Raw genomic sequence first — 25,599 nt, 5'->3', positions numbered from 1 at the left:
CGGGGGATTAACCTGCGGCCGGCGGACGGGGCACCACGGTCCGGCGATGGGCGGCGGCGCGCGACGTCGCCGCACCCAGACCGCGCCCGGCCAAGGTGCCGAGCATGGTCTCACCGAACGCCCCACCCGGCACACTCCCGGCCAGTGCCGGTGCCGCCGGCGCAGCGGGGGCAGGTAGCGGCGCGCCCGCCGAGGTCAGCGTGACCGGCATCGCCCAGCCGTGGGGAACCGACAAGGCGCCGATCTTGAGCGCATTGCCCGCGCTCGCCGACGACCCGACACTGCCCAGTCCGGCGCCCAACCCGCCGAGCCCGGATTTGCCCAGTCCCAGGCCGCCCAGGCCTAGGCCGGCCGGGCCGATCTTGGGCGGGTGCAGGATTTCGTCCAGGCCGCCGGGGTTTTCGGCCTGGAACGCGGCCAGACCGATCCCGTTGTTGATGTTGCTGAGCATGTTCGCCGTACCGGACCAACCGGTCATCGTGGCACTCAGGCCCTGGGTGGCCAACCCCGTGAACGGCGAAATCTGACCGATGATGGAGATCAACGACGTCAAGATATCGGTGGCTGCACCGTCGCCGGCCGCCGCAGACCCGGCCTGGGCGACGGCGGCGGACTGGGCGGATTGGCCGGCCGCGTTGGTGGTCTGCGGCGGCTGGCTGAACTCGCTTAGCGCCGACGCGGTCGCCGAGGAACTGGCGTAGCGGTACATCGCGGCCGCGTCCTGGGCCCACATCTCGGCGTATTGACGCTCGGCCTCGCCGATCGCGGGGGAGTTCTGCCCGAAGAAGTTCGTGGCGACCAGCTGCTTCAACAGCACCCGGTTGGCGCTGATCACCGGCGGGGGAACCACCGCCGCCACCGCGGTCGAGTACGCCTCCGCGGCGGCGACAGCCTGGCGAGCCGTCTGTTCGGCCTGAGTGCCGGTGCCGCGCAGCCAGGTCACGTACGGCGCCGCGGCGGCCGCCATCGCCGTGGCCGCCGGGCCGGTCCACGGACCGGTGGCCAGGCCTGACGTCACCGAGTCGTAGGTGGCCGCGGTGGTGTGCAGCTCGGCAGCCAGGTTCTCCCACGCGGAAGCGGCGGTCAGCATGGAGCCGGATCCGGGTCCGGCGTACATGCGTCCCGAATTGATCTCCGGGGGCAGCACCCCGTAGTCCAGGTACACGATGTCTCCTCGCTCACGGCACCAGGTGGTGCCTTCAGCGGTTGCGGACGGCTATTCCGATCCTCACGAAACGGTATGTAAATGAACCGTAGGTTAAGGCGAAGTGGTCAACAGGGTGGCGGGTGGATGAACTGTTAGGCGGGCGTCTACCGGCACGACGTATCCGGCGCACACCGTACCGATGGTGTTCACCGATGATTCACTTTGATTCCGCTGCTGGTTAATTCAGCTCAGCGATGCTGTTGTCACTGTGATAGATCCACGATGGGCTTTGATCGCGATCGGCGCTACGGCGCTGGTCAGCGCCGCCGCTCCGGCATCCGCCGACTCTGATCCCGACGCGCTGTTCATCACCGCGATCGAACAGGCGGGTATCGAATACACCAATCCGGCCGACGCCGTCGCCGTCGGCCGGGAGGTCTGCGCCTACCTGGGCGCGGGGCATCACTCAGATGCCGCCGCCCGCGCGGTGCGGATCTCCAACCGCAGCATGTCGGTCAAGAACGCCGCCCGGTTCGTGACGTTCTCCCAAGTGGCGTTCTGCCCCGACTCGATCATCGATTGACGGAGGAGACGATGACGGTTCGCATGCCCGGCAAACTCGCAGTGACGGCCTTCGCGGTGGCCGGTCTGTTGGGTATGGCCACACCGGCGGCTGCCGATCCCGGTGACGGCAACTTCCTCGGCGCCCTCGACAAGATGGGGATCTCCTACCCCGACCCCGCCGACGCAGTCGCCGGCGGGCATTCGGTGTGCGACTACCTCACCTCGGGGCACTCCGCCAATCAGGCGGCCAAGGCCGTGAAGAACGCCAATCCCAGCCTCACCCTGACCCGGGCGTCCCAGTTCGTCAGCATCGCCCGCGCGTCGTACTGCGAAGAGGCCTGAGGAACTACTGCGCGATCGCCATGACCGCGCCCGGGCGCAGCCACTGGATGATCTGCACCAGCTTGGCATCGTCAATGGCCACGCAGCCTGCGGTCGGGCCGCCGTCGGTGGTGTGAAAGAAGAAGCCGGCGCCGTCACCGGGGGTGCGGGCGGTGTTGACTCCCATCACCACAGCGTGCTTGTACTGCGGGATCTCGAGGTTCTCGCTCTCGCTGGTGTCGAACGCGCACTGCGCTTTCTTGCAGACCTGCATGGTGTTGAACGTGGGGCTGTGATCGTCGCCGTCCCACCAGTGGTCGGACCCGACCTGGACATACTGCAGTCCCCCACCGGGATTCGGCGCGGTGCCGAACGCATACGGCAGGGTGAAGACTCCCATCGGGGTGGCCGGATACCCGCTCTTCGCCTTGGGTGCCATGCCGGCCGAACCGACATGGGTCGGGATTCCGGCGGCCACCGGTTGCCAGCCCGACGCGCTGCGCTGGTAGACGTCCATCTTGGCGTCCGAACCGCCTACCCCGACAACCGAAATCACCTGACTGGCGTTGCCGACCGAGCGGGCGAACCACGGAATGGCGTCGGCTTGGGCTCCCGGTGCCGCGGTCAGCGCCGCAGCAGCCGTGCACAGGGCAGCGCTGAACACGCTCACAAGTCGGCGCATTCACTCATCATCTGCGCACGCCGGAAGCGGGTCAAACACCGCTCCCGGCGCGCCGGGCCGTGTTCACGGCTCCGTGCGCCGCGGCAGGTCTTCGACCGGCGCCTCACCCTTGAGCAGGCCACGGGACGACAGATAGTCGCGGAAGTACTCGCGGTGTTCGGGACACGTCAGCCAGACCTTGCGACGTTCGGGGGTGTGCAGCTTCGGGTTGTTCCACAGCATGCCGTACACCGCGTCGGCGCTGCAGCCCTTGCGGGAGCAGACGAGCGCGCCCACTGGGTCGGCGTCACTGCTGGTCATCAAGATCATCCTGCGGCGCGCCCGCGGACTCGGTCAACCCCGGTCGCCGCCACGGTTGCAGGACCAGAGCCCACGCCGTCAGATAGGCCCAGCCCAGCGCCCAGCCGGCCAGCACGTCGGAGGGATGGTGCACGTTGAGCGCCACCCGGGCAACACCGACCGCGCCCACCACCAGCACGCCGACGCTCACGGCCGCCACCCTGACGTTGCGCCGCCGCAGCACCGGCAGCGCCAGCAGCAGCAGCGCGCCGACGCCGATCATCACCCCCAGCGCATGCCCGGAGGGAAACGAGGTCGAGGACGCCGTGACCAGCGCCGTCACCGGACGCGGTCGGCCGACCGAGCCCTTGGCCAGCACGGTGAGCAGCCCGCTGGCCTCCACCGCCAGCAACAGGAACAGCGCCGCGCGCAACCGGTGACGCAGCACCGCGACCAGGGCGGCCACCATGCCCACCGCCCGGAACACCGCCGGCTCGAAGACGGTGGAGATGCCGTCCCAGAACCGGACCCAGAACGGGTGTTTGACCGCGACGTCGTAGCTCGCGTCCAGTGCGGCGGTGTCGACGCCGGCCAGCCAGGTCCAGTCCTGCCGATAGCCCACCAACATCAGCACATAGACCGCCACCGCGGCGGCCACCGAGATCAGCGCCGCCGCACGCGCGGTCGAAGGCGCCACCACTCAGTTCCCCTCGGCGCGAGCCCCGACCGAGCGCAGGTCCGGCCAGGGCGGGCGGCGCAGCACGGCCAGCGACGCGATGACCGCGGACAGCAATCCGGTGAGCACCCCCACCAACGCGATCCGGTTCGCATCGACCGCGGCCACCCACCTGGCCTTGTCACCGCGGATCACGATCACCCCGAGCGGTGTGGCCGTCACGTCCGAACCGTCCGGGCCCGAGGCGGTGACCCGTGCGGCGGTGATGACCGTCGCCCCGTCCGGGGTCTGATGGGGCTCGCTGTAGACCAGGTTTGCGGCGGCGTCGGCGGACAGGTGATCGAGCAGTTGCGAACGTTTCATGACAAGCGTCCCTTCGTGTGGCTCCTACCATGATCCCGTGGCTGATCCTTCGTTCACCGTGCAGGAGCGCCAAGCCGTGTACCGGGTGATCGCCGAACGGCGCGACATGCGCCGATTCGTGCCCGGCAGCACCGTCGACCCGGGCGTCCTGGCGCGCCTGCTGGCGGCGGCCCATGCCGCACCGAGTGTGGGCCTCATGCAGCCGTGGCGGTTCGTCCGGATCACCGACGACGTCCTGCGGCAGCGGATCCATGCCCTGGTCGACGAGGAGCGCCATCGCACCGCCGAGGCACTGGGCCGTCGCGAGCAGGAGTTCCTGGCCTTGAAGGTGGAAGGCATCCGCGAGTGCGCCGAGCTGTTGGTGGTGGCGTTGCGAGACGGCCGGCAGGCGCACATCTTCGGTCGCCGCACCTTGCCTCAGATGGATCTGGCATCGGTCTCGTGCGCGATTCAGAACCTGTGGCTGGCCGCCCGCGCGGAGGGGCTGGGCATGGGTTGGGTGTCGCTGTTCGAGCCTGCGGCGCTGGCGCGGCTGCTGGGGATGCCCGCGGATGCCGAGCCCGTGGCGATCCTGTGCCTGGGCCCGGTCCCAGAGTTTCCGGACCGGCCGGCGTTGGAGATCGACGAGTGGGCCTACCGACAGCCCTTGGGCGAGTTCGTCTCCGAAAACACTTGGGAGATCCCATGAAAGACGATGACGAAGCCGCCGCGGTCCGCGAGGTCTGGTCGTTGCTCGGACTGCCGGGAATCATCGACGTACACACCCATTTCATGCCCAAGTCGGTGATGGACAAGGTATGGAAGTACTTCGATGCGGCCGGCCCCATGGTTGGGCGCCCATGGCCCATCAACTACCGGATGGATGAGTCCAAACGGGTCGACACGCTTCGCGCCTTCGGGGTACGACGTTTCACCTCGCTGGTGTATCCGCACAAGCCGGAGATGGCGGCTTGGCTCAACCAGTGGGCAGCCCAATTCGCCCGGGACACACCGGATTGCCTGCCCACCGCGACCTTCTACCCGGAACCCGGCGCGGCCGACTACGTCCAAGCAGCGATCCATGCCGGAGTCCGAATCTTCAAGGCACACATCCAGGTCGGTGATTATGACCCGACCGACCCGCTGCTCGACGACGTCTGGGGAGTGATCGAGGACTGCGGCATCCCCGTCGTCATCCACTGCGGCTCCGGTCCGCAGCCCGGCCGGTTCACCGGGCCGGAGCCGGTTCGGCGACTGCTGCACCGCCACCCACGGCTGGCTTTGATCATCGCGCACATGGGTATGCCGGAATACGACGAATTCCTCGATATCTGCCTGGATTCGCCAAGCGTGCACCTCGATACCACGATGGCCTTCACCGCGTTCGTCGACCAGCTCATGCCGTTCCCGACCAGCGAAGATCCGCGCCTGCGCGCCGCGGGTGAACGGATTCTGTTCGGCAGCGACTTTCCGAACATCCCGTACGGCTATCGCGAGGCGCTGGACGCGATCACCGCGCTTCCCGGTATCGACGACGCCTGGCTGCGCGGGGTCCTGCACGACAATGCCGCGCGGCTGTTCGCAATCGAGTTACCATCCGGTTGACGTCGCACCGGGGGCCGCAGGGCCAGGGCGACCCGCGAGAAAGGCCGGCGACCGTGAGCACTGACGTCACCCCGCTGAACCCGCCCATCCCGATTCCCGATGTTCCGGGTGCCGATGCCGGAGAACAGGGTCTGCCGCGCCGCAGCGAGTTGTCGTTGCGGGAGAAGGCGATCGTGGATGCGTCGGCTTTCGCCGATATCGGCTTGCGCACCGCGGTTGCTTCCATGGTTGCCGCGGCGATGATCCCGTCGGTGCTCACCACGGCGGTCGGCCGTAAACAGTCGCGGCAGGAGCGTGAGCGGCTGGCGTTCTACGCCGAGCTGGCGTCACACCACGACCCAACCAGATCCTTCCCGGAGCCCCAGGAATTGCCCAGGGTCTCAGCGCGACGGGCCAATCCGATCGCGGAGGGGATCGCTCGCGGCGCTGTCGAAAACGTCTCATTCCGCAGTGGTTTCGACGCGGTCAACCCGGCAATGCGCGACTCCTGGCGCGCCCTGGGCAACAACAACGTCGCGCGGTTCCAGCATTGGCGTCACGACGACGGGCCGCGGCCGACGCTGTGCGTCATCCACGGTTTCATGGGATCGGCCTACCTATTCAACGGCCTCTTCTTCTCGCTGCCGTGGTTCTACCGATCCGGATACGACGTCGCCTTGTTCACGCTGCCCTTCCACGGCCGGCGGGCCGAAAAGCACTCTCCCTTCAGCGGATACGGCTACTTCTCGCACGGCATGTCGGGCTTCGCCGAGGCGATGGCCCAAGCGGTCCACGACTTCCGCTCGATGGTCGACTATCTGGAGTCCACCGGTGTCGACCGCTTCGCGTTGACCGGTCTGTCGCTGGGCGGCTACACCAGTGCCCTGTTGGCCGCCGTCGAACGCCGACTGCAAGCGGTGATCCCGAATGTGCCGGTGGTTTCCGTCGAATCCGAGATCCGCGACTGGTTTCCCGCCAACCTGGTACTGGCGGGCGGACAACGGCTGGGGCAGGTCGGCGGCGACGAATTCGTCGCCGCGACGGCCTACCACTCACCGCTGAACTACGCCCCGCTGGTGGCCAAGGAACGGCGACTGATCATCACCGGCCTGGGCGACCGGCTGGCACCACCGGAGCAGTCCGAAATGCTGTGGCACCACTGGGATCGGTGTGCGCTGCATTGGTTTCCGGGAAACCATGTGCTGCACGTCAGCCAACCGACCTACCTGCGCAGGATGACCGCGTTCCTGCGGCCGTACATGTTCTAGCTACGCGCGGCCGCGGGTGCCGCAGACACAGGCCACCGCAGGCCGGCGAGATCGCCGCCGGTCAGGGCGGCGTGGCCGTCCAATCGGCTGCCGGACAGCGGGTGCAAGCTCAGCAGCGCACTGCGGTGATTGCCCTGCTGCGGCAGCAGTCCGGCCAGCGGGGCGCCGCCATCGGGAGCGGACCCGGTGCGCAGCGCGCACGCCGCGGCGACGGTCTGCTGGCCGTCGTCCTCGGCGAATTCCAGCACCGTCCAGGTCTCGCTGGCGTTGACGGCCTGGATCCGGCTGATCGTGTCGGCCAGTGCGGCGTCGATCCCCACCTGGTAGGCGGCGACGTGGTCGCCCGAGCCGTCGACAACCGACCGCCACGTTTCCCGGGCGCTCCCGTCGATCAGCGAGGGGATCTCATCGTCGGCGACCACAGTGGTGTCCCAACCGATTTCACGAAGGTGGTCGGCGAGACGCCGAACGGCGACGTCGACGGTCCGCTGCAGCGGGATGGAAGCCGAGCGGGCCTGCAGCGCGGCCAGATTCGGTGCGGCAGCGTACGTCAGGCCGATCCAGGTGTCGGTGGTTCCCGCACCGCCATCCGACCGGGTGCCTCGGCTGGTGATGCGCACCGTGTCGGCCCGCAGACCGTATCGGTTCAGGTAGCTCGCGATCAGCGACAGCGGTACAGCGTTCCCCGCCGCCGAGTCCGTGATGCGCAGCGCCCCTGTCGCCCGCGCGCCAGCAGCGTCCCGGCGGTCGGTGTGGGCGCCGCCGCGCGAGCGCAACATGGCGAACCGGCGGCGGGCGATCGTGGTGAAGTGCAGGCCCCGCCACCACCCGAGCAGCAGGATCGGCACGATGATGCCCACGGCAAGCGCCCAGCGCTGTGCGGTGGTCTGCCAGGGGTTCGCCATCAGCGCCGGCACCACGGCCAGCAGCACCAAGGTGATCCGGGCCGGTCCGGGCCGGGGAATGGTGGTTGGGTGCGAGCTCACAGCTGGTCTTCCTTTCGTCGGCGAGCGGCCGCCGCGGCGCCAGTGGCGACGGCGACGACCAACCCGGCCAGCAGTGCGGTTCCGGCGAAGGCCACGATCCGTGGCGCCGGGTCCTCGGGTTGCGGCGCCGGGGGTGGGGAGATCTTCTTCGCGGGTGCGGCGGCCGGATCCGCGGCCGGTGGCAATTCCCAGGTCAGCGCGGCCACCGGGTCGATGATTCCGGCGCCCACCACGTCGGACGGCGCGCGCGCGGAGTTGTGGGCGGTGGAGACGATCCGGTGCGCGACCTGCATCGCGTTCAGGTCGGGGTAACGACCGCGGACCAGTGCGGCCACGCCCGCCACGTAACCGGCGGCGTAGCCGGTGCCACTGAGCGGCACCAGCCGGCCCTGGTTGCCGGGCAGCGCGTTGGCCAGTCCGCCGTCTTCGCGGTTGCTCACCGAGACGATCTCCTCGCCGGGGGCGGCCACGCCGACCCACGGTCCGGCCATGGTGAATCCGGACGGCCGGCCACTCGACGACAGCGACGCCACCGACAGCACGTAGGGATGCCACCACGACGGCACCGACAGCGACGTCACCCCGGCCCAGTTGCGTGGATCCTGCGGGCGGCTCAGGTCGGTGAGCGGATTGGACTCGCACGCCTCCCCGCCGCCGCCGACCGAACCGGTCTGGCCGGCGTCACCGGCGGCCGCCACGACCAGCGCGTCCTTTTCCACCGCCGCGTAGCGCAGGGCCGCACCCAACGCCGTCTGGTCGACGTTGCGGTCGGCCGGCAGGCAGGTGGTGGTGGAGATGGTGATGACCCGCGCGCCGAGGTCGGCGGCATGCACGATGGCCCGCGCCAGTGCGGTGATGTCAGTGATCACCCGAGTTGTCCGCGGGTCGTCTCCGCCCAGCCGCGGCGAGATGGTCGCCGAAGCGGTCCGCAGGGACAGCAGGCGGGCGGCCGGGGCAACCCCGGAGAAGCCGTCATCACCCGGCTGGCCGGCCACGATCCCAGCAACCAGCGTTCCGTGTCCGTCGCAGTCGGTCAGGCCGTCGGTGGTGCCGATGTAGTCGCCGCCCGGCTCCACCGCCGCAAGGCGCGGGCCCGGCCGTACACCGGTGTCGATGACGGCCACCGTCTGACCCTCGCCGCGAGAGAACTGCCACGCCGCAGGGAGATCGAGCATCCGCTGTCCGGCCGCCGCGGCGCTGAGGTTGCTGCCGGGCAGCAGACCCGAACTGGCGCAGTCGCCGCGCTGTTCCATCGCCGTGACGGGGCCGGGCGCCCCGCTGGGCGGCGGCACCGTCGGGTCGACCGTCGGCGGGGTGATCGCCAGCGCCGGCGCACTGGTCAGCAAGGCAGCCAGCATCGCGACGCCGGCGCCGCGAACCGCCGATCGACTCCGACTGTGTTGTGCGGCAACGGTCATCGAGACAGAACCCAGGCGAAAATGCCGACCAGGTAGGCCATGACCGGAATCAGGGTGGCGTCGACGCCGGAAGCCAGGAAGCCCACCAGCCGCCGGACCGGCAGTGAGTAGCTCTCCGGCGATGCGACGGCCGGGCTCAGGGAGACCACCGCCCACACCGCCACCAAGGCGGCCAGCACCAGCACCGCACCGAAGGCAGCCGCGTACCGGCCGGTGGCCGCGTAGCCGACCAGCAGCGCGATCGCGGTCAGGTGCGGCTCGGCCAGCAGCCAGGCCTTGCACCACGCCGAGTCCCACACCCGGGCACGCAGCACCGAAGCCACCGCGATGCCGGCGACCACGTACCACGCCCAGCCCGAAAGCCCCTCGGGCGCAAAGGCGATGGCCACCGAACCGAGCACAGCGAGCAGCACTGCCCCGGCGATGAAGCCGGTCTGGTGGGCGTCGGTGACACGGACTCGACGAGGCAGGTCCTCCAGCACGCTCTGCGGCAGCGCCGACGGCGTCGGGTCGCCCGGAGCCGGGATCACCGGCAACGGCAGTCGCGCCCACAGTGCCGAAATCTGCGGCGCGGCAACGGTGAGCAACAGCGACGCGGTGATCAGGCCGCAGCCGAGAGTGAGCGGTGGCAGCTCCCAGAACGTCCTGACAGCAGCCGCCGCCAGCACCCCGACGCCGACGACCACCGCGGCGGTGAAGAAGGCGATCCCACGCTCGCCACGGCCGCCCGGCGGCACGATCAGGCAGATCAGCGACCACGCGCTGACCGCTGCCGCGCCCAGCACCACGTGTGCCGGACTGAACAGCCCCGGCACCGCCAAGGTGCCCACCGCGGCGAGCGGTACCAGCGCCGCGATCGACAGGGTCAGTGCGGCTTCGGCCGACCGTGTGCGGCACAGCAGCGCAGCGAGCACCGTGAGCAGGGCGATCGCCCCGGCCGCGAACAGGCCGGCCGGCTCGCCGGTGAGGGCGCGGTGCGCGGTCGCGAGCCCGGTCGCGGCGAAAATCAGCCCCGTCCCGGCGGCCAACGCCGCGCGTTGAATGTGCTTGGCACCCCAGGGCTTACGCCGGGAGGCGGAGAAGATTACGGCCGCGTCGGCGATGTCTTCGACGATGCCGGGTGCTGCCGGGCCGACCGGCACCGGACGCAGGGCCAGCAGGTCGCCGTCGACGACCCCGACCGTGTCCAGGCTGGCGTCCAGGCTGAACGGGGCGCCGCCGACCGGCGCCAGGCTCAGCCGCGTCGTCGCACCGGCGGCCGGTTCGGCGTCGTCGCCGGCATCCGGGGCCACCAGGCGTTGCACCGCCGGCAGGATTTCGCGCAGCGGCAGCTCCGCGGGCACGGCGATCTCGGTCAGCCGACTGTCGGCCAGGACCGCGATGCGGACAATCGGCATGACGGCGCTGGTCAGCACCGGGGCTTCGGTCATTGGTGTTCCCTATTCTTCTCTGCGAGGACGTTCTTTTCGCTGCTTCAGGACAGCTGGGTGGTGAAATCTCTGGACAGGCGCTGACCGGGGAACCAGGTGCCCTCGGGCAGGGTGGCGGTCAACTGTTCGATCGCGACGGCAGTCGCAAAGTCGGTTCCGGGCCGGAAGGTCGACACCCACTCGCCGTCGAAGGCCTGCGACGGAGTGACCAGGATGCGGCCCGCGTCGGCATCGACCAGACTCATCCCGACTTCGGTGGTGGTGTGCCGGCCGTCTCGCGCGCACCCCGCGACGACCTCGACATAGCTGCGCGGGCCGGTGAACACCGACTCCACGATCGGCCGGGCCGAGGCGGGAATGCCCAGGTAATCAAGCACTTCGGTGAGCGGGGCACCAGCGCGCAGACGCTCGTCGGCGCGTGCACCGACCCGGGCGGGCAGGGTGAACTCGTCGAACCGGGCCGGCGGGCGGTGCCGCAGGCCCGCTCCGAGCACCGGGACCAGCAGGCGCGGGTCGTCGATATCCATCGCGGTGAACGTGACCAGTTGCGCATTGCGCAATGCCACCACCGTCCGGCCGGGTTTGCCGGGGTTCTGGTCGCGGCGCGCGACGATGCCCCGCAGCATCTCGGGAGTCCCGCCGGCGGCCGAACCCACATAGCGCAGGTCCAGCCACCGGTCGGGGAAGCACACCACCCGGATCCACTCGGCCACGGCCGGATTGACCGTACCCTCCGGCGAGACCACTCCCATCCGGGTGAGCTCGTCGCGCTGGCGCGCCATGAACGCGCCGCGCTCCCCGGCGTCCGTGTAGGGCATGGTGATTGCCAACACCCACGGAAAAGACCCGGCACCAACGGTTTCCGCGATGTACCAGGCTTGCTCGACGGTCAGTTCGGCGGCGTTGGGCTCAGTACCCATCGCTGCCTTCCCTCATCGAGCGGATCACTGGGGTCAGCCCCACTTGGCGGCTTCGGCGGTGTCGCGCGCATTCATCATCAAGGTGTTGGTCTCATGCGTGGTGGCCATCGCGTGATACGCGCGGACCAACTCCTCCATCGCCTGATTCCACTGCGCCTGCCACGCCTGATACGTCATCCCCGTATCGCCCTGCCACGCCGCCGACAACGCCGCCTGCTCACTGGCAATATCAGCACCCACCGCCTGCAACGTGCCCGCATACCCATTCATCTCAGCCGCATGGGCCAACATCGCCGGGTAGTTGTACATAATCTGCGACATCAGACAAACCCTCCCTAAACCCCGGTGTAACCAGAAGCCGCAGCCGCATCGGCCGCCACATACGTCGAACCGGCATCCGCCAGATTCACCTGCGCCATATCCAGCAACGCATTCACCCGCGCCGCCATCGCCACAAACCGCGCATGCGACCCCTGAAACGCCGCAGCCGCCTCACCCACATGAAACGCCTGCGCCGACATCGCCGCCTGCTCCGCCTGCGCCATCGTCGACCGCATCAACGCCGCCTTGGCACCAAACGCCGACTCCGACGCCACCAACTGCGGAATATGCGCATCCAACATACTCATCGCCGCACTCCTTTCTTGACTTCTACTTCGGTTCTGCTTCCGACTCCCCAGCGGAGTCGTCAAGATCCTTCTCGCCCCAGGTATCGGGCAACATCGGCATATTGGGGCCGCCGCCGAACCCGTCACCGGTCAAGGTGGTCAGCCCGGATGCCGCACTGCCGGCACGCTTGCCCACCGTCCCGGTGAATCCGAGAGGCCCGGTACCGCTGTCCGAACCCGCCGCGGACGGCGCGGTCGACGCGGGATCTGGACCGGTGCCGGCACCAGAGTCCAGGTCCATGAACTCGTCCGCGTGATCACGCATCACCGCCTGGCGGCGGCGCCGCGCCCGCGCCCTGTCACGCGCCGAGCTGCCCACCGCTGCCGCGGCCGCCGGCACCCGAGAGGCCGGTGCTTTCGCCTTGTTGCGGTCGGTCAGGGTCGGACCCAGTCCGGTGCCCGGGTCGGTGCCCGTGACCAAGTAGCCGAATGCCATCACCCCGGCCGCCGGCGGTGGCGGTGCCACCGCCGAGGTAGCCGGTGCGGCGGGAACACTCGCGGCACCGGGCGTGGCGATACTCGGGCTGAAGCCCGCCACCACTGCGGGCGGCCGGTCGCTCGACGGAATGACCGAACCCGGTACCGGCTCGGCGACGCCTTCGGGCGCAATCTCCTCACCCAGGTCGGCCAGGTGGCTCAGACCCACACCGAGCAAGATCGGCAGGAGGGCCGCACTGGCGAACAACAGCGACCAGAAGGTCCAGCCGAACGGGATGAAGAACGCCTCGTAGGCGACGAAGAACAGCAGCGGGAACCAGGTCACCAGCGCACCCGGGGTGCTGAGGATCTCGCGGATCACCCCGATCGGGTCGTTGAAAAACTGGACGAGCTGTTCCCACAGCCGAGTGAAGAAATCCCCGATGTCCGACGACGAGTCTTCCGCGGGCTGGGCGGAGTCGGCTTTGACCACCGGGGGCGCCTCCACCGCTCGCGGCGCGGAAGCCAGCGCCGCACCGGACACCGCATGGTAGGTGCTCATGGTGGTGGCGGCCTGGACCCACATCCGGACATAGTCGGCTTCGTTGAGCGCAATCGGGATCGTGTTGATCCCGAAGAAGTTGGTGGCGATCAGCACCCCGTGCGTCATGTGATTGGCAGACAATTCGGCCAGGGTCGGCATCGACGCCAACGCACTGGTGTACGCCGCTGCGGCCACTTCATGCTGTGCGGCAACACCAGCGCTGTCCGCGCTGGCCTGGCCCAGCCAGGCCAGATACGGCCCGTGTGCGGCCAGGTACTGCTCGGCGCTGGGTCCCTGCCACGCGCCGGTCTGCACCGCACCGAGCAGCGCGGTGAGTTCGTCTGCCACCGAGGCGTACTCGGCGCTCAGTGAGTTCCATACCCCGGCAGCCGACAGCAACGGACCCGGTCCGGGACCGCTGCTCAGCAATGCTGAATGCACCTCCGGGGGGGAGGCGATCCAGACCGGGGCGGGAACCATCAGCCTCGGGCGCCCAAAAAGTACGTGGACGCGCCCGCGGCGTCACCGGCGGCGTAGTTGACACCGGACTCACCGACACCGACGCCGGCGCGGCCCAACTCAGCGGCGCCTTGGGCGGCTACCGCAGCGTGCTCGCTGCCCTGCGCGCTGAAACCGGCAGCGGTCTGCAGCGACACCGGGTCGGCCGCCGGCGGAACCACCGCCGTGATCAGCGGAGCGGCGCTGGCCTGCGCGGCCGCCAGACGGGCGGTCAATGCCTCGACCGCTGCGCTGGCGGCGGCGAGACCTTCTGGAACCACATTGAGCGTCATGGCAATTTCCCCTTCCCCATTTCGATGCGCACTAGCGCGTCAAGGTTTGGCTGAATGTTGGGTTGACTAGTTGGAGGTAGGTGGGTTCGTCGTTGTCGGCTAGCAGGATTGCTCGTCCTGCGGGGAGGCGGCTGAAGCGTTGGCCGCGGATTTTGCCGCTGTCGGCGGGGTTGCCGGAGAGCATGAGGGTGGTGGCTTGTAGGTCGTTGAGCCGTCGGAGCAGTGGGTTGGTCATCAGGGCGTGTGCTGAGCCGGTGGCTCGTGCGGTGACGATGACCCGCAGGCCCAGATCGCCGGCTTGGGAGAGCAGTTCGATCAGGGTGGTCCAGGGCCGCTGCCCGGCGTAGGGCCCTGATAGTGCTGGGGTGTCGGGGATGGCGTCGACGTCGTCGATGATCAGGTAGTGGGTGTGCCCGTCGTAGCGCCAGGCGGCCAGGTCCGCCGCCGACAATCCTGCGGGGGGGCGTCGGGAGCCGATCAACGCCGACAGGCCGAGCATGGCGGGGATGACCCGATCCACGTTGGCGGTGTACTCGTTGTCCGGGTAGAGGGGTTCGTCGACGAGGTGCAGGCGGCGATCGATCACGGTGAACGCCACCTGCTCGGCGGTGTTGTTGTCCCGCACGGTGCGGATGAGGTGGCGCAGCAGGGTGGTTTTGCCGGACTTGGCGTCGCCGAGCACCAGCAGCAGTGGGTTGGCGGTGAAGTCCACCTCGACCGGGGCCAGGTCCTCTTCACGCACCCCGATCACCACATGTTCGGGTGCCGGGTAGAGCGCCCCGACCTCTTCGGGGGCCAGGTTGGTCGGCAACAACCGCACCGGCGGTGCCGCCAGCCCGGGGTGGCGGGCGTTGAGCTCGGCGATCTGGGTTAGATCGGGTTGGGCGATCAGGAAGTGCTCGGCGGCCATCGTCAGACCACGACCGGGCTGGTTGGCCGGCACCGCTTCGGCCGGACGGGTGAGCGCCCCGGCAACCCGGACGTTGCTGTCGCGCGGGTCGTGCAGTTTGAGCTCCAGGCGCAATCCGAGCCCGTCCCGCATGGCCAGCGGGACTTCCAGCCAGCTGGGGGTGGTCACGATGACGTGGATGCCGTAGGCCAGCCCGACGTTGACCAGTTCGGTGACCTTGGCCAGCAACGGGTTACGGGTATTGAACTGGTCGGTGTTGTCCCGGCTGAACGCATACAGGTTGTCGATGACCAAGAACACTTCACCGTAGCCGTCGTTGAGCGAGCCGATGCTGCCATCACGGAACGCTTCGCGCTGCTGACGCGCCGTCAACAACTGCTCCAACTCCCCGAAGGTGCGGCGGATCTTCTCCGGCTCCAGCCCGGAGGCCACACTGCCCACATGGGCCAGGTCCTCCAAGGCCCGCAGCTGCCCGCCGCCGTAGTCCAGGCAGTAGAAGCTCACCTCCCGCGGCGAGTGCAGGTTGGCCGCCGAGAGGATGAACGTCTGCAGAGCGGTGGTCTTGCCCGACTTGGGGCCACCGTGAATGAGCATGTTCCCGCTCGCGGAGCGGGCGTCGAACACCAGCGGATCGCGGCGCATGTCGAAGGGTTTGTCGATCTCCCCCAACGGCCAGCGCAACTGCCGCTCCCCGATCCCGGCCCGGGCCAGGGCGGCGGCCAGCGGGATCGGCTCGTCCAGCGGCGGCAACCACAGTGCCGGGGCCTGGGGCCCGTAGTTGGCCAACTGATCGCCGATGGTGGCGATCAGCTTGCGTGGCGGGCCCAGGGTCTCCTCCTCGACCTGCACCACCGTGCTGTCGGCCCCCGAATCCACCGCCCCCGCGGTGAACAACTTCGGCTCCGGCAGGGCATGCATCACCACCGCCCGCGATTGGCGTGGCGGGTCATAAATCCCGTCAACATAGGTGGAGCGGAACTTGATCGGCGCCGCCCCCGGCGCGGGCACCAAAAACCCCTCACCCTTGTGCTCTTTACCCGACTCGATGTGATAGGCGTCCTCGACCCCGATGATCTGGCGCGACACACTCGGGCTGGCGACCTTCAACCCGATCCGATACGAGGTGTTCTTGTCGATGTCCTTGATCTTGCCCACATCCAACGTCTGCGACGCGAACAGAATATGGATCCGGAACGACCGCCCCTTACGCGCCACATAGTCGAACAGCTCGGCGTACTCGGGGTGATCAGCCAACATCAGGGTGAACTCATCAGCGACGATGAACAGTGTCGGGATCGGCGCCAAATCATGCCCCGCAGCGATCGCCGCCTCATACTCGGTCACCGAGTTAAACGCACTGCCCTGCACCCGCCGGCCCGCCTCGCGCAGCAACAACTCCCGCCGCGCCACTTCCCCGCGCAGGGTGTCAGCGAACCGATCCGCCAGCGAGCGCTTCTCGGCCATGTTGGAGATGACCGCCACCACCTGCGGGAAATGCCGGAAAATGTCCGCGCCGGCCTCGCCCTTGAAGTCGGCGTAAATCACGATCAACCGATCCGCCGAATGCGTCGTCAACAACGACAGCAGGATCGCCATCAAGGTCTGCGACTTACCCGAGCCGGTCATACCGATCATCAACCCGTGCGGGCCCATCCCGCCCTCGGCCTCATCCTTGAGATCAAAGATCAACGGCTCCCCGGTCGCGGTCACCCCAATCGGCACCCGCAACTCCTCCTCGCGGGGCCGCGGCGCCCACAACGCCGGCACATCCAACTGCGAGGCATCGCTGATCCCCAACAACGTGGTGAAGGTCGCGCCCCGGGTCCCGGCCGAGCGCAACCCGGCATGCGTCGGGTTGGAATCCCACCGCGACAACCGTCGCGCCAGATGCGCAGCCTCCGCCGCCCCCAAGGAGTCCGCGGCATCGACATAGCGCTGCCAACCCCCCGTCTGCCAGCGATCAATCGCACCCCCACCCGCGCTGATCCGCAGGATCGGGCGCTCAGGATCGGGATACTGCTCCCGACTCGGCGCCGCGGCGCCGCGCTGCACAATCGTCACCCCGGCCCGCGCCGCCCCCAACACCGAAGCCGCCACATCGAAATCCGGGTCGTCGATGATCACCAACAAATGCCGGCTCGTCTCACCGGCCTCACCGCTAAACGCCGGGCGGGCCGCCAACACCGGCGCCAACAACACCGACAGCTCCTCCGCGCTGCCCGCCAAATACCGGGCCGGGCCCACCCCATCGGCCTGACCAGCAATATCGACATGCGGCAACCACTTGCACCACGACCACGCCGGGCTCTCCAACTCCGGCGACGCCAACGCCACCCCCAACACCGTCGGGTCATGCCACGTCACCGCCTGAGCGACCCACGCCCGCACCGCACCCCGGACATCGGCGGCAGCATCGGCGCCCTCACCGAGCACCGTGACCCGCGACACCTTCGTCAGATCCACACCCACCGGCACATCGCGCACCGTGCGCTGGGTGTCCAACAGACCGCGCAACGCACTGTGCGACACCGGCTCCAAATCAATCTCATCAGCGGTATCAGCCACCCGCACCGCACTGGCCAACCCCACCGCATGCCGGCCGGTACGCACCACCAAAAAATCCTCATCATGCGGATCACGTTCCCATTGGCGCCGCGAACCCGGCACCGCCACCAAATCCGCCGGATCGGGATGCGACCACTCCGCCGCCGCCCGCTGCTTAGCCGCCGACCCCCGAATATTGTCCCGGACCACCGACAAATACCGCAGATAATCCGCCCGCTCAGCATCCACCTCCACCGTGCGGGCCTTCTTATCCCCACCCCGATAAATCCCGGCCGCCGCCACCAACAACGCAAACGGGAAGAACAACATCACCGGAGACACCAACCGCATCCCCGTAGCGACCATGGCAATCACCATGCCCACAATCAAAATCACAATCACCACCGGCAACGCCCGCTGCAAAAACGACGCCGGAACCAACCGCGGCAACTCCGGCGGCGGCTCAACCGTGATCGTGCCCCGATCCACAGGCGGCACCGGCAACCGACGACGGGCCTCAAAAATCAAACGACTCATCGCGACTCTCCAACACTAGAAACCCCACCCAACTCAGCGGTGCCACGACGACCCGGACGCACATCCGGCGCCAACCCGTCATGCGCCAACAACGCATCCGACCGCGACAACGCAGGACCCACAGCAAACTGCGACAACACCGACCACGGAATCGGCACAGCCGGCTCACTCAAACCGAGTGCGGAGATGGTGTCTCCGTCACCGCCATTGGCGCCGGCCTCGGTGTTGATGCCATAGCGCACACCGGTGTCAGAGATCCAAAACAGTGGGCCCGCACTGGTATTGGCCGTCGGATCACTGTTGACACTCTGAGCGAAGTAGCCCGATCCCGGCGTCAAGGCGACCCGGGCGGCGGTCCCGCCCACACCAGCACCCACCAGATCCAAGGTCCGCACACCCTCACGCAACGGCAACGTCGAACCCGACAACAACGTCAACGAACTCGTGCTCGCCCCCGCAGGCTTACTCCAATGCGCGCACGTCACCGGCGCCGACACCGCATCCACCACCTTCACCGGCTGCTCAGGAAAACGCGACACATCCAACTGCCGCGAAACCGGCAACCGCGCAACATCATCCGCACCCAACACCGGCGGCCGCTCCAAACCCTGCGAATCCGTATTACGCAACACCGCCGCAACCACACCCGAAATCGGCTGCAACCCATCCTCCAACACCGCGTAATAGCGCAACGCGCTGTCGGAATTGCCGTCCAGGGAGTGCGCCGCCACAACCGCGCCCACCGGCGCGGCCGCGTGCAGGTCGAACGACGGTTTACCACCGGCACCGGGGATCACCGGCGCCACCAATGCCGGCGCCTCCGGAATCACGTTGAACAGTCCCGTGGCGATCGGGCGCGGGGTGGGCACCGTCGAACCCCGCTCGCCGAGTCCCAGTGCGCCAGTGATGGCGTGGTCGGACAAGTCGATCCGGCTACGCTTGCCGTCCCACAACAGCCATGCGCCGGAACCGTTATCGGCCAGCACCGCGTGCTGGGCGTCGAGCGCTCCGGCCCGGGACCCGCTGTAGGCCAACGGCCCGCCGATCACCGTGACCCCGGCGACCGAGCCGGTCACCGCGTCGCACGCGGTCCAATCGGCGTCACGGGCGCTGTTCTGCACCATGCGTTCCGGGGCTCCGGGGATGCCGATCAGGTTGCCGCGGGCGAACTTGTCCAGCGCAGTGCTTTTCACCACGGTCGGGTTGACCGGCCGACCGGCGATCAGGCGCGCGGAGGTCAGGTTCAGCACCGGGTGCAGCTGGTCTCCGACCCGCACATACAGCGCGGAGGTGGACTTGTCCGCCAGCACCGGGTCGTTGTTGGCCGCACTGTTGGGCCAGATCAAGGTGAAGACGAAGCATCCGCCCGCCACGGTGGCGAGCACCAGCAGACCCATCAGCACCGCACGCGCCTGCGCGCGCAGCGGCTCCACCAGCATCCGGGTGTCGTGCAGGGCTACGCCGGAGGCGATGCGCCGCATGACGAACCGCCAACCGCTGACCTGATGCTTGGTGACAAACCCGCGCCGGTACTCGACCCGATCCGGGTTCTCGTTGACCGGGGTGCGCGACGCGAACGAGCGCCGCTCTTCATCGGACCGGTCGGGCTGAGCCGCGCTCATGCGTTGGCCTCCAGGCCCAGGCCACGCAGCAAGGGCGCCACCGAGTTACGAACATCTTCGGTCGTAATGGTCATGAGCTCCTCATCGGTGAACAGCCCGGTGCCGGACTGCTCGGAATGGTCAAGCCGGAATTCGCGCTCCTCCTCGGAGCGTTCGACGAGGTTTCGCACGAACCGGCCGTTGCCGGCGATGTCCAGGCTGCGCCGGGCGATGCCGTTGGCGTCGGGATGCGACGCCTCGGCCAGCTGACCGAACAGCGCCTGCATCTCCTCGAGTGCAGCCTGCTCGAAACGGCTGTCGCGTTGCTCGGCCATCTTGTAGGCGATCTCGACCAGCTCCGGGGGCTGGTAGGACGGGAAGTCGATGCTGCGGGTAAAGCGCGACCGCAGACCTTCGTTGGTGTCCAGGAACCGGTCCAGGTCGGCGCGGTACCCGGCGACGATCACCACCAGCCGGTCACGGTCGTTCTCCATCCGCGCCAGCAGCGTGTCGATGGCAACCAGACCGAAGTCGTTCTTGGCGCCGGTGGCCACCAACGCGTAGGCCTCGTCCAGGAACAGCACCCCGTCCAGAGCACTGTCGATGATGGCGTTGGTCTTGGCCTCGGTCTCACCGATGTGCTGGCCGATCAGGTCGGCACGGTGCACCTCTTTGATGTTCTCTTTCTTCAGCAGCCCCAGGCCGCAGTAGATCTTGGCCACCACGCGCGCGATGGTGGTCTTACCGGTCCCAGGCGGCCCGGCGAACACCAGGTGGTGGGTGCGCTGACCGACAGCGAGCCCGTGCTGCTTGCGCACCACTTCCATGGCCACCGAGCTCTTGAGCCGCTGAACCTGGTTCTTGACCTCGGACAGCCCGATGAACTCGCCGAGTTCACGCTCGGCTTCGGCCAGCAGTTCGGCCTTGCGTTCATGGGCGGACGGGTCGACGAAGTCCTCGGCACTGGGCTCGGTGTCGGGGTCCCAGGGGTCGGTCCGGGCCTCGATCCGGGCCGCGGTGGTGGTGACGATCCCGAAGCTGTGGTCCAACAAGGCCTGTTGAACCTGCTCGTTCTCCGGGTTGGCGGCATAGAGATCCTGCAGCACCTCGGCCGCGGATTCCTCGTCGTCTTGGGCTCGCAGGATCAGTCCCTTGGCCAGCGCCCCGTCGGTGGCCGCGACCGCGATCGGGCCTTCCGGCTCCTCCAGGTAAGACAACGCCGGGGCATACATGCCCAGCCGCGCCAGGGCGATCCCGAGGGCGATCTTGGCGGCGTGGGTGAACAGCTCGTCACGATCGGGGTCGTTGACGATCGGAGTCAGCAGCTTGACCATGTCCGACCAGCGCTCGGCGTGGTGGTTCACCGCGATCGCCATCCAGCGAGCGTCGTTCCAGTCGGGACGCCGCTGGGTGATCTCCGCGACCACCTCGTTCGCCTCGGCGCACCGGCCGGCCATCGCCAGTTGCGCGGCGTGGGCGAGGTGGAAGTCGTCGGCTTCGGTGGCGCGCAGCTTCAGGTACAGCCCGGTGTCGTAGTGGAACCCGAGCGCACCCGGCTTCAGGTCCAGGCGCCGCTGCAGGGCTCCGGCGCTGGCGGCAGTCTCCGAGATGGCGGCCAGTACCCGCGGCGACTGGTCGCCGGCGGCCGCCAGGCCGATCCAGGCATCGCACTGCTCGTGTGCGATACGGGTCAGCGCCGCGAAGCCGGTACGGGCCGCGGCCAGGTCGGCAGGACGTTTGCGCTGGTAAACCTCGATCCCGAGGGCTCGGCAGCAGGTGGCAAACCGGCTGAGGGTTTCCTCGTCAACCCGGGGATTCGGGGTGAGCAAAGCCGCATCACCGTTGTTCATGCGTGGCTCGCCCCTTCACTATTTTTGACTGCACCAACCCGGCTGAAGTTAGCATTGCATAAGCTAACTGTCGAGATCGATCGAGCCGATCGGCGGGCGACTTCCATCACTCTCACAGGCGGTTTTTCGGCCCACGAACGAGACGCTGATGCGCCGACGTCGTCCCAACCCATCACCGACTCCTTATTGAAAATCATTTTCGATTGTCCCGTACGCTACCGCATGCGGGGCTCGTCTTCCACAACGGTTCTCGGCAATTGCCACCCACCGCTCCTACCTCTTGGCTGCCCAGATCAGCGAGTTCCGCAGGATCATCTGACCGGCCGGAGTGTCCGGCTCCGGAACCGGACGTCCCAGCTGACGCAGGCAATCAGCCATCGGCGTCGCGACCGCAGTCCAGCCCCGTTCGCCGAACCACTGCTCGGCAGGCGCGCAGCGCTCGTTATAGACCAGCCGGAAATACATCCGCCTGTCGTCACCGGCAGCGACCTCGGCCCGCACCGCGGCCTCGAAATCCTCGCTGGACAGGGGTATGCCCTCCTCGATCGCCACGCGGCTGCCCGAGGCGGCCAGGCCATCGATTCCGGCGAACAGCTGCTGCTGCGCAACGGCGGGGAGGTAGATCAGTAGGCCCTCGGCGATCCACACCGACGGTTGGGCCGGGTCGAAGCCGGCCTCACGCAGCGCCTGCGGCCAGTCCTCACGCAGGTCGACGGCGACCTCACGCCGCTCCGCCGTGGCACGGATGCCGCGCTGCGACAGGACGTAGCTCTTGAAGGCGAGCACTTGCGGCTGGTCCAACTCGAAGATCGTTGTCTCGTCCGGCCAGGACAATCGGAAGGCCCGGGAGTCCAGTCCGGCGGCCAGAATCACCACCTGGCGCAGCCCAGCCTCGGCGGCGCGCTGGAAGTAGTCGTCGAAATAGCGGGTGCGGGCGGCCTGGTAGTTGACGAAGTGCTCCCCGAAGTCGGCGGTCAACAGCGGATGGTCGGACAAGGTGCCCGCCACCAAAGCTTCCCACTCCCCGCCGGCCGCCCGGCAGAACAGCTCCGCATAGGGATCGGTCGCGGCCGGATCGGTTTTGCCGGCTTCCAGTGCCCTGGCGGCGGCTACGCGCAATGCCGTGGAACCGACACTCGTACTGATATCCCAGCTGTCACCTTCACTACGCATCACAGGCATTCCACGGACCCTACGCCGCAATGACCACGATGGAATGTCCGACGACGGCGGCCCGCAACCGGCCGTAACAGACCAGAGCGTGCGCTCTGTCAGCCCCACTTGGCGGCTTCGGCGGTGTCGCGCGCATTCATCATCAAGGTGTTGGTCTCATGCGTGGTGGCCATCGCGTGATACGCGCGGACCAACTCCTCCATCGCCTGATTCCACTGCGCCTGCCACGCCTGATACGTCATCCCCGTATCGCCCTGCCACGCCGCCGACAACGCCGCCTGCTCACTGGCAATATCAGCACCCACCGCCTGCAACGTGCCCGCATACCCATTCATCTCAGCCGCATGGGCCAACATCGCCGGGTAGTTGTACATAATCTGCGACATCAGTCTGCTCCTTCTCCCTGGCCCGCCAGCTAAACCCCGGTGTAACCAGAAGCCGCAGCCGCATCAGCCGCCACATACGTCGAACCGGCATCCGCCAGATTCACCTGCGCCATATCCAGCAACGCATTCACCCGCGCCGCCATCGCCACAAACCGCGCATGCGACCCCTGAAACGCCGCAGCCGCCTCACCCACATGAAACGCCTGCGCCGACATCGCCGCCTGCTCCGCCTGCGCCATCGTCGACCGCATCAACGCCGCCTTGGCACCAAACGCCGACTCCGACGCCACCAACTGCGGAATATGCGCATCCAACAAACTCATCCCCGCACTCCTCTCTCCACTATCGATTAGTCGCGGGCCGCGCCGTTCGGGTTCCATGGAGGCCGCGACCGCCCGTTGCTCGCATCGTTGAGAGCGGCTCGGCACTCCCGGACAAGAACGCCGGCGGAGTTCAGTCCGGTCAATAACTGAGGAACAATGCTACGGCAATTACCTCGTTCTACGAACCTTTAATTGGATCAACGGCCGCGAATGCGGATTAACTTATGTGCGTCGACGGGCTTCGTCCGGGCCGTCCCAGGAGGCCGGCAGCATCGGTTCAGCGGGGCCTCGGCCGTACTCGTCTCGGGTCAGCTCCGCCAGACCGGCGGCGCGCGCCATCCCGGTCTTGCCGAGCGTCCCCGTGAAGCCCGCTGCGCTAGAGCGGGTCTGCGGCGCCAGGTCCGGTTCGAGCCCCGGGGCGTCGTCCTCGAGGTATTCGTAGCGGTAGCCGGGGTCGATCAGCCGGCCGCGCCGACGGCCGCCGTGCCGCGCCGTGCCGGTCTCCGCTGCGCCGGCCGCCGCGGCGGCCGCTACGCCGGCGGCGGGCCGGGCCGTTTTCGCGCCCGCACGGCCGGCAGCGCTCTGCGACGAGGGAAGCCAGCCCACCAGGTAGCTGTGGAACGTGCCCTCGGTACCGATCAACGGGGGCGCCGCCGGTGGTGGTGGTGCGGTGCCGGCGGGGGTGGTGGGCGACGTCATCGCCGGCGCAGCAGGTGCTGCCGAGGCCGGCGCCGTCACGGGGTTCGGCGCCGGAGCCGTTGCGCCACCGGAGATGACCGGTGACACCGCAGCGGGTGCCGCCGGCACCGGTGGCGGCACCGCCGGTGCGGGGATTCCGGCCAGCCCCGCCAAGCCGGCCAGGCCGGCCGGCGGTGCGACCGCGGCGAGGCTGCCGATCGCCAGGTTCAGCCCGACACCCGCCAGCAGCGGGGACAGTTGCAACAGGAAACGCAGGCTGCGCAGCGTCCAGTTGACGGCGCGGTAGGTCTGCCACGCGATGAAGTAGGTCGTCAGCTGCCACCACTGAGCGGGCGTGAGCGGTCCTTGAAAGTTCTGTTGCAGCCAGGCCAGCGCCTTCTCGGTGCCGTTGACGAAATTGGACAGATTCTGCAGGAATTCCGCGGGACTCCAATTGGGCTGGCCTTGTCCGGGAACCTGCTGGCCGTCGGCGCCGAAGAGCATCTGCCAGATCTCAGCCGGCGTTGGCAGGTCAAACGATCCGCTTCCGTCACCGCTGCCACCGCCATTGCCTCCCCCGCCGCCGCCCGTACCGTCGCCGGCCGCCGCGATCCCGGCCTGCGCGCTGCCGCTGGAATGCCCCAAGCTTCGCGCGGTCTCGCTGGCTGCCTGGTAAGCGCTCATGACGGTGGCCGCCTGGGTCCACATCCGGGCGTAATCGGCCTCGTTGACCGCGATCGGCACGGTGTTGATCCCGAAGAAATTGGTCGCCACCAACACCGCGTGGGTGGCGTGGTTGGCGGCCAACTCGGCGAGGGTCGGCATGGCCGCCAGGGCACTGCTGTACGCCGACGCGATCACCTCGTGCTGGGCGGCGGTTCGGGCGCTGAGCGCGCCGGCCAGCTGCAGCCAGGCCAGATAAGGCAGATGCGCCGCCGCATATGCCTCCGCGGTCGGGCCGGCCCATACCTGCTGAGCATCGCCGAGAACGGCGGTGAGATCACTTGCGGCACTGAGGTACTCACTGCCCAATGTCGCCCAGGCCGCCGACGCGGCAAGCAGCGGCCCCGGCCCCGGCCCGGTGCTCAGCATTGCCGAGTGCACCTCGGGCGGGGCCGCCATCCAGGTGGCAGGGGCCGACATCACCGCACCGCTATTGCGAAAACACCGACGCCGCCAGGGTGTCTGCGATCAGGTAATTGACCCCCGCTTGAGCGACCCCCACACCGGCCCGGCCCAACACTTCGGTGCCGCACGCAGCGACCGCCTCGTGCTGGCTGCCCTGCACGCTGAGTTCCGCCGCGGCCCGCAACGACACCGGATCGATCGCAGGCGGCGCCACCGCGGTGATCAACGGCGCCGCGGTCGCGTGCGCTGCCGCCAGCGCCGCGGTGATCGCCTCGACGGCCGCGCTCGTCGCAGCCAGGCCTTCGGGCACGACGTTCAGAACCATGGCGGAACCCCTTCCAGCCAATACGCCGCCACCTAACCTGCGGACTGATGAAGCTGATGCAGTCACGATATGCCCTGTCAGGCCCTGAATGGTCCCGTAACTGCGGA

The 25,599-nt window shown here is 68.3% G+C and carries 26 protein-coding genes; 5 read left to right on the top strand and 21 right to left on the bottom strand.

From position 1 onward, the window contains the following. Nucleotides 1-7: 7 nt before the first annotated feature. A complete protein-coding gene (locus tag K3U94_RS24265; protein WP_275564541.1) occupies nucleotides 8-1,165 on the bottom strand; it encodes a PPE family protein in 1,158 nt (385 codons plus the stop codon). 250 nt (nucleotides 1,166-1,415) lie between these two features. Between K3U94_RS24265 and K3U94_RS01780 the strand changes: the two genes are divergently transcribed. Then, a complete protein-coding gene (locus K3U94_RS01780; protein WP_220695386.1) occupies nucleotides 1,416-1,730 on the top strand; it encodes a DUF732 domain-containing protein in 315 nt (104 codons plus the stop codon). Between the two features lie 11 nt (nucleotides 1,731-1,741). Next, nucleotides 1,742-2,053, top strand: a complete 312-nt coding sequence (locus K3U94_RS01775) for a DUF732 domain-containing protein (protein ID WP_230987350.1) — start codon at nucleotides 1,742-1,744, stop codon at nucleotides 2,051-2,053. A gap of 4 nt (nucleotides 2,054-2,057) precedes the next feature. On the opposite strand, the gene K3U94_RS01770 is transcribed toward K3U94_RS01775, so the two are convergent. The 4 genes from K3U94_RS01770 to K3U94_RS01755 all read right to left on the bottom strand — a co-directional run bounded on the left by K3U94_RS01770 (nucleotide 2,058) and on the right by K3U94_RS01755 (nucleotide 4,032). Next, nucleotides 2,058-2,714 carry a L,D-transpeptidase family protein gene (locus K3U94_RS01770; RefSeq protein ID WP_047321466.1) on the bottom strand — a complete coding sequence of 219 codons (657 nt, stop codon included), beginning with the start codon at nucleotides 2,712-2,714 and terminating at the stop codon, nucleotides 2,058-2,060. A gap of 63 nt (nucleotides 2,715-2,777) precedes the next feature. Further along, nucleotides 2,778-3,014 carry a hypothetical protein gene (locus K3U94_RS01765; protein WP_220695385.1) on the bottom strand — a complete coding sequence of 79 codons (237 nt, stop codon included), beginning with the start codon at nucleotides 3,012-3,014 and terminating at the stop codon, nucleotides 2,778-2,780. Then, the gene (locus tag K3U94_RS01760) at nucleotides 3,001-3,693 is read right to left on the bottom strand and encodes a phosphatase PAP2 family protein (RefSeq protein ID WP_350355351.1); all 693 of its coding nucleotides are present in this window, start codon (nucleotides 3,691-3,693) and stop codon (nucleotides 3,001-3,003) included. The genes K3U94_RS01765 and K3U94_RS01760 overlap by 14 nt, the downstream gene beginning before the upstream one ends. Continuing rightward, nucleotides 3,694-4,032 carry a hypothetical protein gene (locus tag K3U94_RS01755; RefSeq protein ID WP_220695384.1) on the bottom strand — a complete coding sequence of 113 codons (339 nt, stop codon included), beginning with the start codon at nucleotides 4,030-4,032 and terminating at the stop codon, nucleotides 3,694-3,696. 37 nt (nucleotides 4,033-4,069) lie between these two features. Between K3U94_RS01755 and bluB the strand changes: the two genes are divergently transcribed. The 3 genes from bluB to K3U94_RS01740 are packed head-to-tail and all read left to right on the top strand — an operon-like array spanning nucleotide 4,070 to nucleotide 6,863. Then, a complete protein-coding gene (bluB, locus tag K3U94_RS01750; RefSeq protein WP_267878336.1) occupies nucleotides 4,070-4,720 on the top strand; it encodes a 5,6-dimethylbenzimidazole synthase in 651 nt (216 codons plus the stop codon). Then, on the top strand, nucleotides 4,717-5,616 hold the full coding sequence (locus K3U94_RS01745) for an amidohydrolase family protein (protein WP_220695382.1): 900 nt from the start codon (nucleotides 4,717-4,719) through the stop codon (nucleotides 5,614-5,616). The genes bluB and K3U94_RS01745 overlap by 4 nt, the downstream gene beginning before the upstream one ends. A gap of 53 nt (nucleotides 5,617-5,669) precedes the next feature. Next, nucleotides 5,670-6,863, top strand: a complete 1,194-nt coding sequence (locus K3U94_RS01740) for an alpha/beta hydrolase family protein (protein ID WP_220695381.1) — start codon at nucleotides 5,670-5,672, stop codon at nucleotides 6,861-6,863. Here the strand turns inward: K3U94_RS01740 and eccE are convergent. The 16 genes from eccE to K3U94_RS01660 form a co-directional block, all read right to left on the bottom strand. Further along, nucleotides 6,860-7,849, bottom strand: coding sequence for a type VII secretion protein EccE (eccE, locus tag K3U94_RS01735; RefSeq protein WP_220695380.1), 990 nt, complete (start codon nucleotides 7,847-7,849; stop codon nucleotides 6,860-6,862). The two genes, K3U94_RS01740 and eccE, sit on opposite strands and share 4 nt — an antisense overlap. Continuing rightward, the gene (gene mycP, locus K3U94_RS01730; RefSeq protein ID WP_220695379.1) at nucleotides 7,846-9,267 is read right to left on the bottom strand and encodes a type VII secretion-associated serine protease mycosin; all 1,422 of its coding nucleotides are present in this window, start codon (nucleotides 9,265-9,267) and stop codon (nucleotides 7,846-7,848) included. Before mycP ends, eccE begins: the two co-directional genes overlap by 4 nt. Then, nucleotides 9,264-10,697: a type VII secretion integral membrane protein EccD gene (gene eccD / locus K3U94_RS01725; protein ID WP_275564540.1), complete on the bottom strand. Its 1,434-nt coding sequence runs from the start codon at nucleotides 10,695-10,697 to the stop codon at nucleotides 9,264-9,266. Before eccD ends, mycP begins: the two co-directional genes overlap by 4 nt. Nucleotides 10,698-10,741: 44 nt before the next feature. Then, on the bottom strand, nucleotides 10,742-11,617 hold the full coding sequence (locus K3U94_RS01720; RefSeq protein WP_047321459.1) for an ESX secretion-associated protein EspG: 876 nt from the start codon (nucleotides 11,615-11,617) through the stop codon (nucleotides 10,742-10,744). A gap of 33 nt (nucleotides 11,618-11,650) precedes the next feature. Next, nucleotides 11,651-11,938, bottom strand: a complete 288-nt coding sequence (locus K3U94_RS01715; RefSeq protein ID WP_019738935.1) for a WXG100 family type VII secretion target — start codon at nucleotides 11,936-11,938, stop codon at nucleotides 11,651-11,653. A 14-nt stretch (nucleotides 11,939-11,952) separates the two neighbouring features. Further along, nucleotides 11,953-12,246, bottom strand: a complete 294-nt coding sequence (locus tag K3U94_RS01710) for a hypothetical protein (RefSeq protein WP_064890669.1) — start codon at nucleotides 12,244-12,246, stop codon at nucleotides 11,953-11,955. Nucleotides 12,247-12,268: 22 nt separating this feature from the next. Next, entirely contained in the window at nucleotides 12,269-13,726 is a 1,458-nt protein-coding gene (locus K3U94_RS01705; RefSeq protein ID WP_220695378.1) for a PPE family protein, read from the bottom strand. Continuing rightward, nucleotides 13,726-14,037, bottom strand: a complete 312-nt coding sequence (locus K3U94_RS01700) for a PE family protein (RefSeq protein WP_047321612.1) — start codon at nucleotides 14,035-14,037, stop codon at nucleotides 13,726-13,728. The genes K3U94_RS01705 and K3U94_RS01700 overlap by 1 nt, the downstream gene beginning before the upstream one ends. Before the next feature lie 31 nt (nucleotides 14,038-14,068). Then, nucleotides 14,069-18,028, bottom strand: a complete 3,960-nt coding sequence (gene eccCa, locus K3U94_RS01695) for a type VII secretion protein EccCa (protein WP_220695377.1) — start codon at nucleotides 18,026-18,028, stop codon at nucleotides 14,069-14,071. Further along, the gene (gene eccB / locus K3U94_RS01690) at nucleotides 18,025-19,650 is read right to left on the bottom strand and encodes a type VII secretion protein EccB (RefSeq protein WP_220695376.1); all 1,626 of its coding nucleotides are present in this window, start codon (nucleotides 19,648-19,650) and stop codon (nucleotides 18,025-18,027) included. The genes eccCa and eccB overlap by 4 nt, the downstream gene beginning before the upstream one ends. Next, nucleotides 19,647-21,479 (bottom strand): type VII secretion AAA-ATPase EccA, encoded by a 1,833-nt coding sequence (gene eccA, locus K3U94_RS01685; protein ID WP_220695375.1) that lies wholly within the window; start codon nucleotides 21,477-21,479, stop codon nucleotides 19,647-19,649. Before eccA ends, eccB begins: the two co-directional genes overlap by 4 nt. A 273-nt stretch (nucleotides 21,480-21,752) precedes the next feature. Further along, nucleotides 21,753-22,652, bottom strand: coding sequence for a class I SAM-dependent methyltransferase (locus K3U94_RS01680; protein WP_220696623.1), 900 nt, complete (start codon nucleotides 22,650-22,652; stop codon nucleotides 21,753-21,755). Between the two features lie 98 nt (nucleotides 22,653-22,750). Beyond that, nucleotides 22,751-23,038 carry a WXG100 family type VII secretion target gene (locus K3U94_RS01675; protein WP_019738935.1) on the bottom strand — a complete coding sequence of 96 codons (288 nt, stop codon included), beginning with the start codon at nucleotides 23,036-23,038 and terminating at the stop codon, nucleotides 22,751-22,753. Between the two features lie 29 nt (nucleotides 23,039-23,067). Beyond that, nucleotides 23,068-23,361 (bottom strand): type VII secretion protein EsxS, encoded by a 294-nt coding sequence (locus K3U94_RS01670; protein ID WP_067968459.1) that lies wholly within the window; start codon nucleotides 23,359-23,361, stop codon nucleotides 23,068-23,070. 222 nt (nucleotides 23,362-23,583) lie between these two features. Next, complete coding sequence (locus K3U94_RS01665; protein ID WP_230987349.1) at nucleotides 23,584-25,182, bottom strand: PPE family protein; 1,599 nt, start codon at nucleotides 25,180-25,182, stop codon at nucleotides 23,584-23,586. A 10-nt stretch (nucleotides 25,183-25,192) separates the two neighbouring features. Further along, nucleotides 25,193-25,492, bottom strand: a complete 300-nt coding sequence (locus K3U94_RS01660) for a PE family protein (protein WP_220695374.1) — start codon at nucleotides 25,490-25,492, stop codon at nucleotides 25,193-25,195. Between the last annotated feature and the right edge of the window lie 107 nt (nucleotides 25,493-25,599).

Origin of the sequence: Mycolicibacter heraklionensis (genome assembly GCF_019645815.1) — a bacterium.
GTDB lineage: Bacteria > Actinomycetota > Actinomycetes > Mycobacteriales > Mycobacteriaceae > Mycobacterium > Mycobacterium heraklionense.
Note: the sequence above shows the minus strand (reverse complement) of the source record. Positions and strands in the feature narration are given on the sequence as shown.

Excerpts from the sequence above, each read along its gene's own strand:
- eccB (WP_220695376.1), bottom strand. The coding sequence starts at position 19,650 with ATGAGCGCGGCTCAGCCCGACCGGTCCGATGAAGAGCGGCGCTCGTTC.
- K3U94_RS01710 (WP_064890669.1), bottom strand. The coding sequence starts at position 12,246 with ATGAGTATGTTGGATGCGCATATTCCGCAGTTGGTGGCGTCGGAGTCG.
- K3U94_RS01670 (WP_067968459.1), bottom strand. The coding sequence starts at position 23,361 with ATGAGTTTGTTGGATGCGCATATTCCGCAGTTGGTGGCGTCGGAGTCG.
- K3U94_RS01680 (WP_220696623.1), bottom strand. The coding sequence starts at position 22,652 with ATGCGTAGTGAAGGTGACAGCTGGGATATCAGTACGAGTGTCGGTTCC.
- K3U94_RS01755 (WP_220695384.1), bottom strand. The coding sequence starts at position 4,032 with ATGAAACGTTCGCAACTGCTCGATCACCTGTCCGCCGACGCCGCCGCA.
- mycP (WP_220695379.1), bottom strand. The coding sequence starts at position 9,267 with ATGACCGTTGCCGCACAACACAGTCGGAGTCGATCGGCGGTTCGCGGC.
- K3U94_RS01675 (WP_019738935.1), bottom strand. The coding sequence starts at position 23,038 with ATGTCGCAGATTATGTACAACTACCCGGCGATGTTGGCCCATGCGGCT.
- K3U94_RS01765 (WP_220695385.1), bottom strand. The coding sequence starts at position 3,014 with ATGACCAGCAGTGACGCCGACCCAGTGGGCGCGCTCGTCTGCTCCCGC.
- eccCa (WP_220695377.1), bottom strand. The coding sequence starts at position 18,028 with ATGAGTCGTTTGATTTTTGAGGCCCGTCGTCGGTTGCCGGTGCCGCCT.
- K3U94_RS01775 (WP_230987350.1), top strand. The coding sequence starts at position 1,742 with ATGACGGTTCGCATGCCCGGCAAACTCGCAGTGACGGCCTTCGCGGTG.
- eccA (WP_220695375.1), bottom strand. The coding sequence starts at position 21,479 with ATGAACAACGGTGATGCGGCTTTGCTCACCCCGAATCCCCGGGTTGAC.
- eccD (WP_275564540.1), bottom strand. The coding sequence starts at position 10,697 with ATGACCGAAGCCCCGGTGCTGACCAGCGCCGTCATGCCGATTGTCCGC.
- K3U94_RS01745 (WP_220695382.1), top strand. The coding sequence starts at position 4,717 with ATGAAAGACGATGACGAAGCCGCCGCGGTCCGCGAGGTCTGGTCGTTG.
- K3U94_RS01715 (WP_019738935.1), bottom strand. The coding sequence starts at position 11,938 with ATGTCGCAGATTATGTACAACTACCCGGCGATGTTGGCCCATGCGGCT.
- K3U94_RS01660 (WP_220695374.1), bottom strand. The coding sequence starts at position 25,492 with ATGGTTCTGAACGTCGTGCCCGAAGGCCTGGCTGCGACGAGCGCGGCC.
- K3U94_RS01700 (WP_047321612.1), bottom strand. The coding sequence starts at position 14,037 with ATGACGCTCAATGTGGTTCCAGAAGGTCTCGCCGCCGCCAGCGCAGCG.
- K3U94_RS01770 (WP_047321466.1), bottom strand. The coding sequence starts at position 2,714 with ATGCGCCGACTTGTGAGCGTGTTCAGCGCTGCCCTGTGCACGGCTGCT.
- K3U94_RS01720 (WP_047321459.1), bottom strand. The coding sequence starts at position 11,617 with ATGGGTACTGAGCCCAACGCCGCCGAACTGACCGTCGAGCAAGCCTGG.
- K3U94_RS01705 (WP_220695378.1), bottom strand. The coding sequence starts at position 13,726 with ATGGTTCCCGCCCCGGTCTGGATCGCCTCCCCCCCGGAGGTGCATTCA.
- K3U94_RS01665 (WP_230987349.1), bottom strand. The coding sequence starts at position 25,182 with ATGTCGGCCCCTGCCACCTGGATGGCGGCCCCGCCCGAGGTGCACTCG.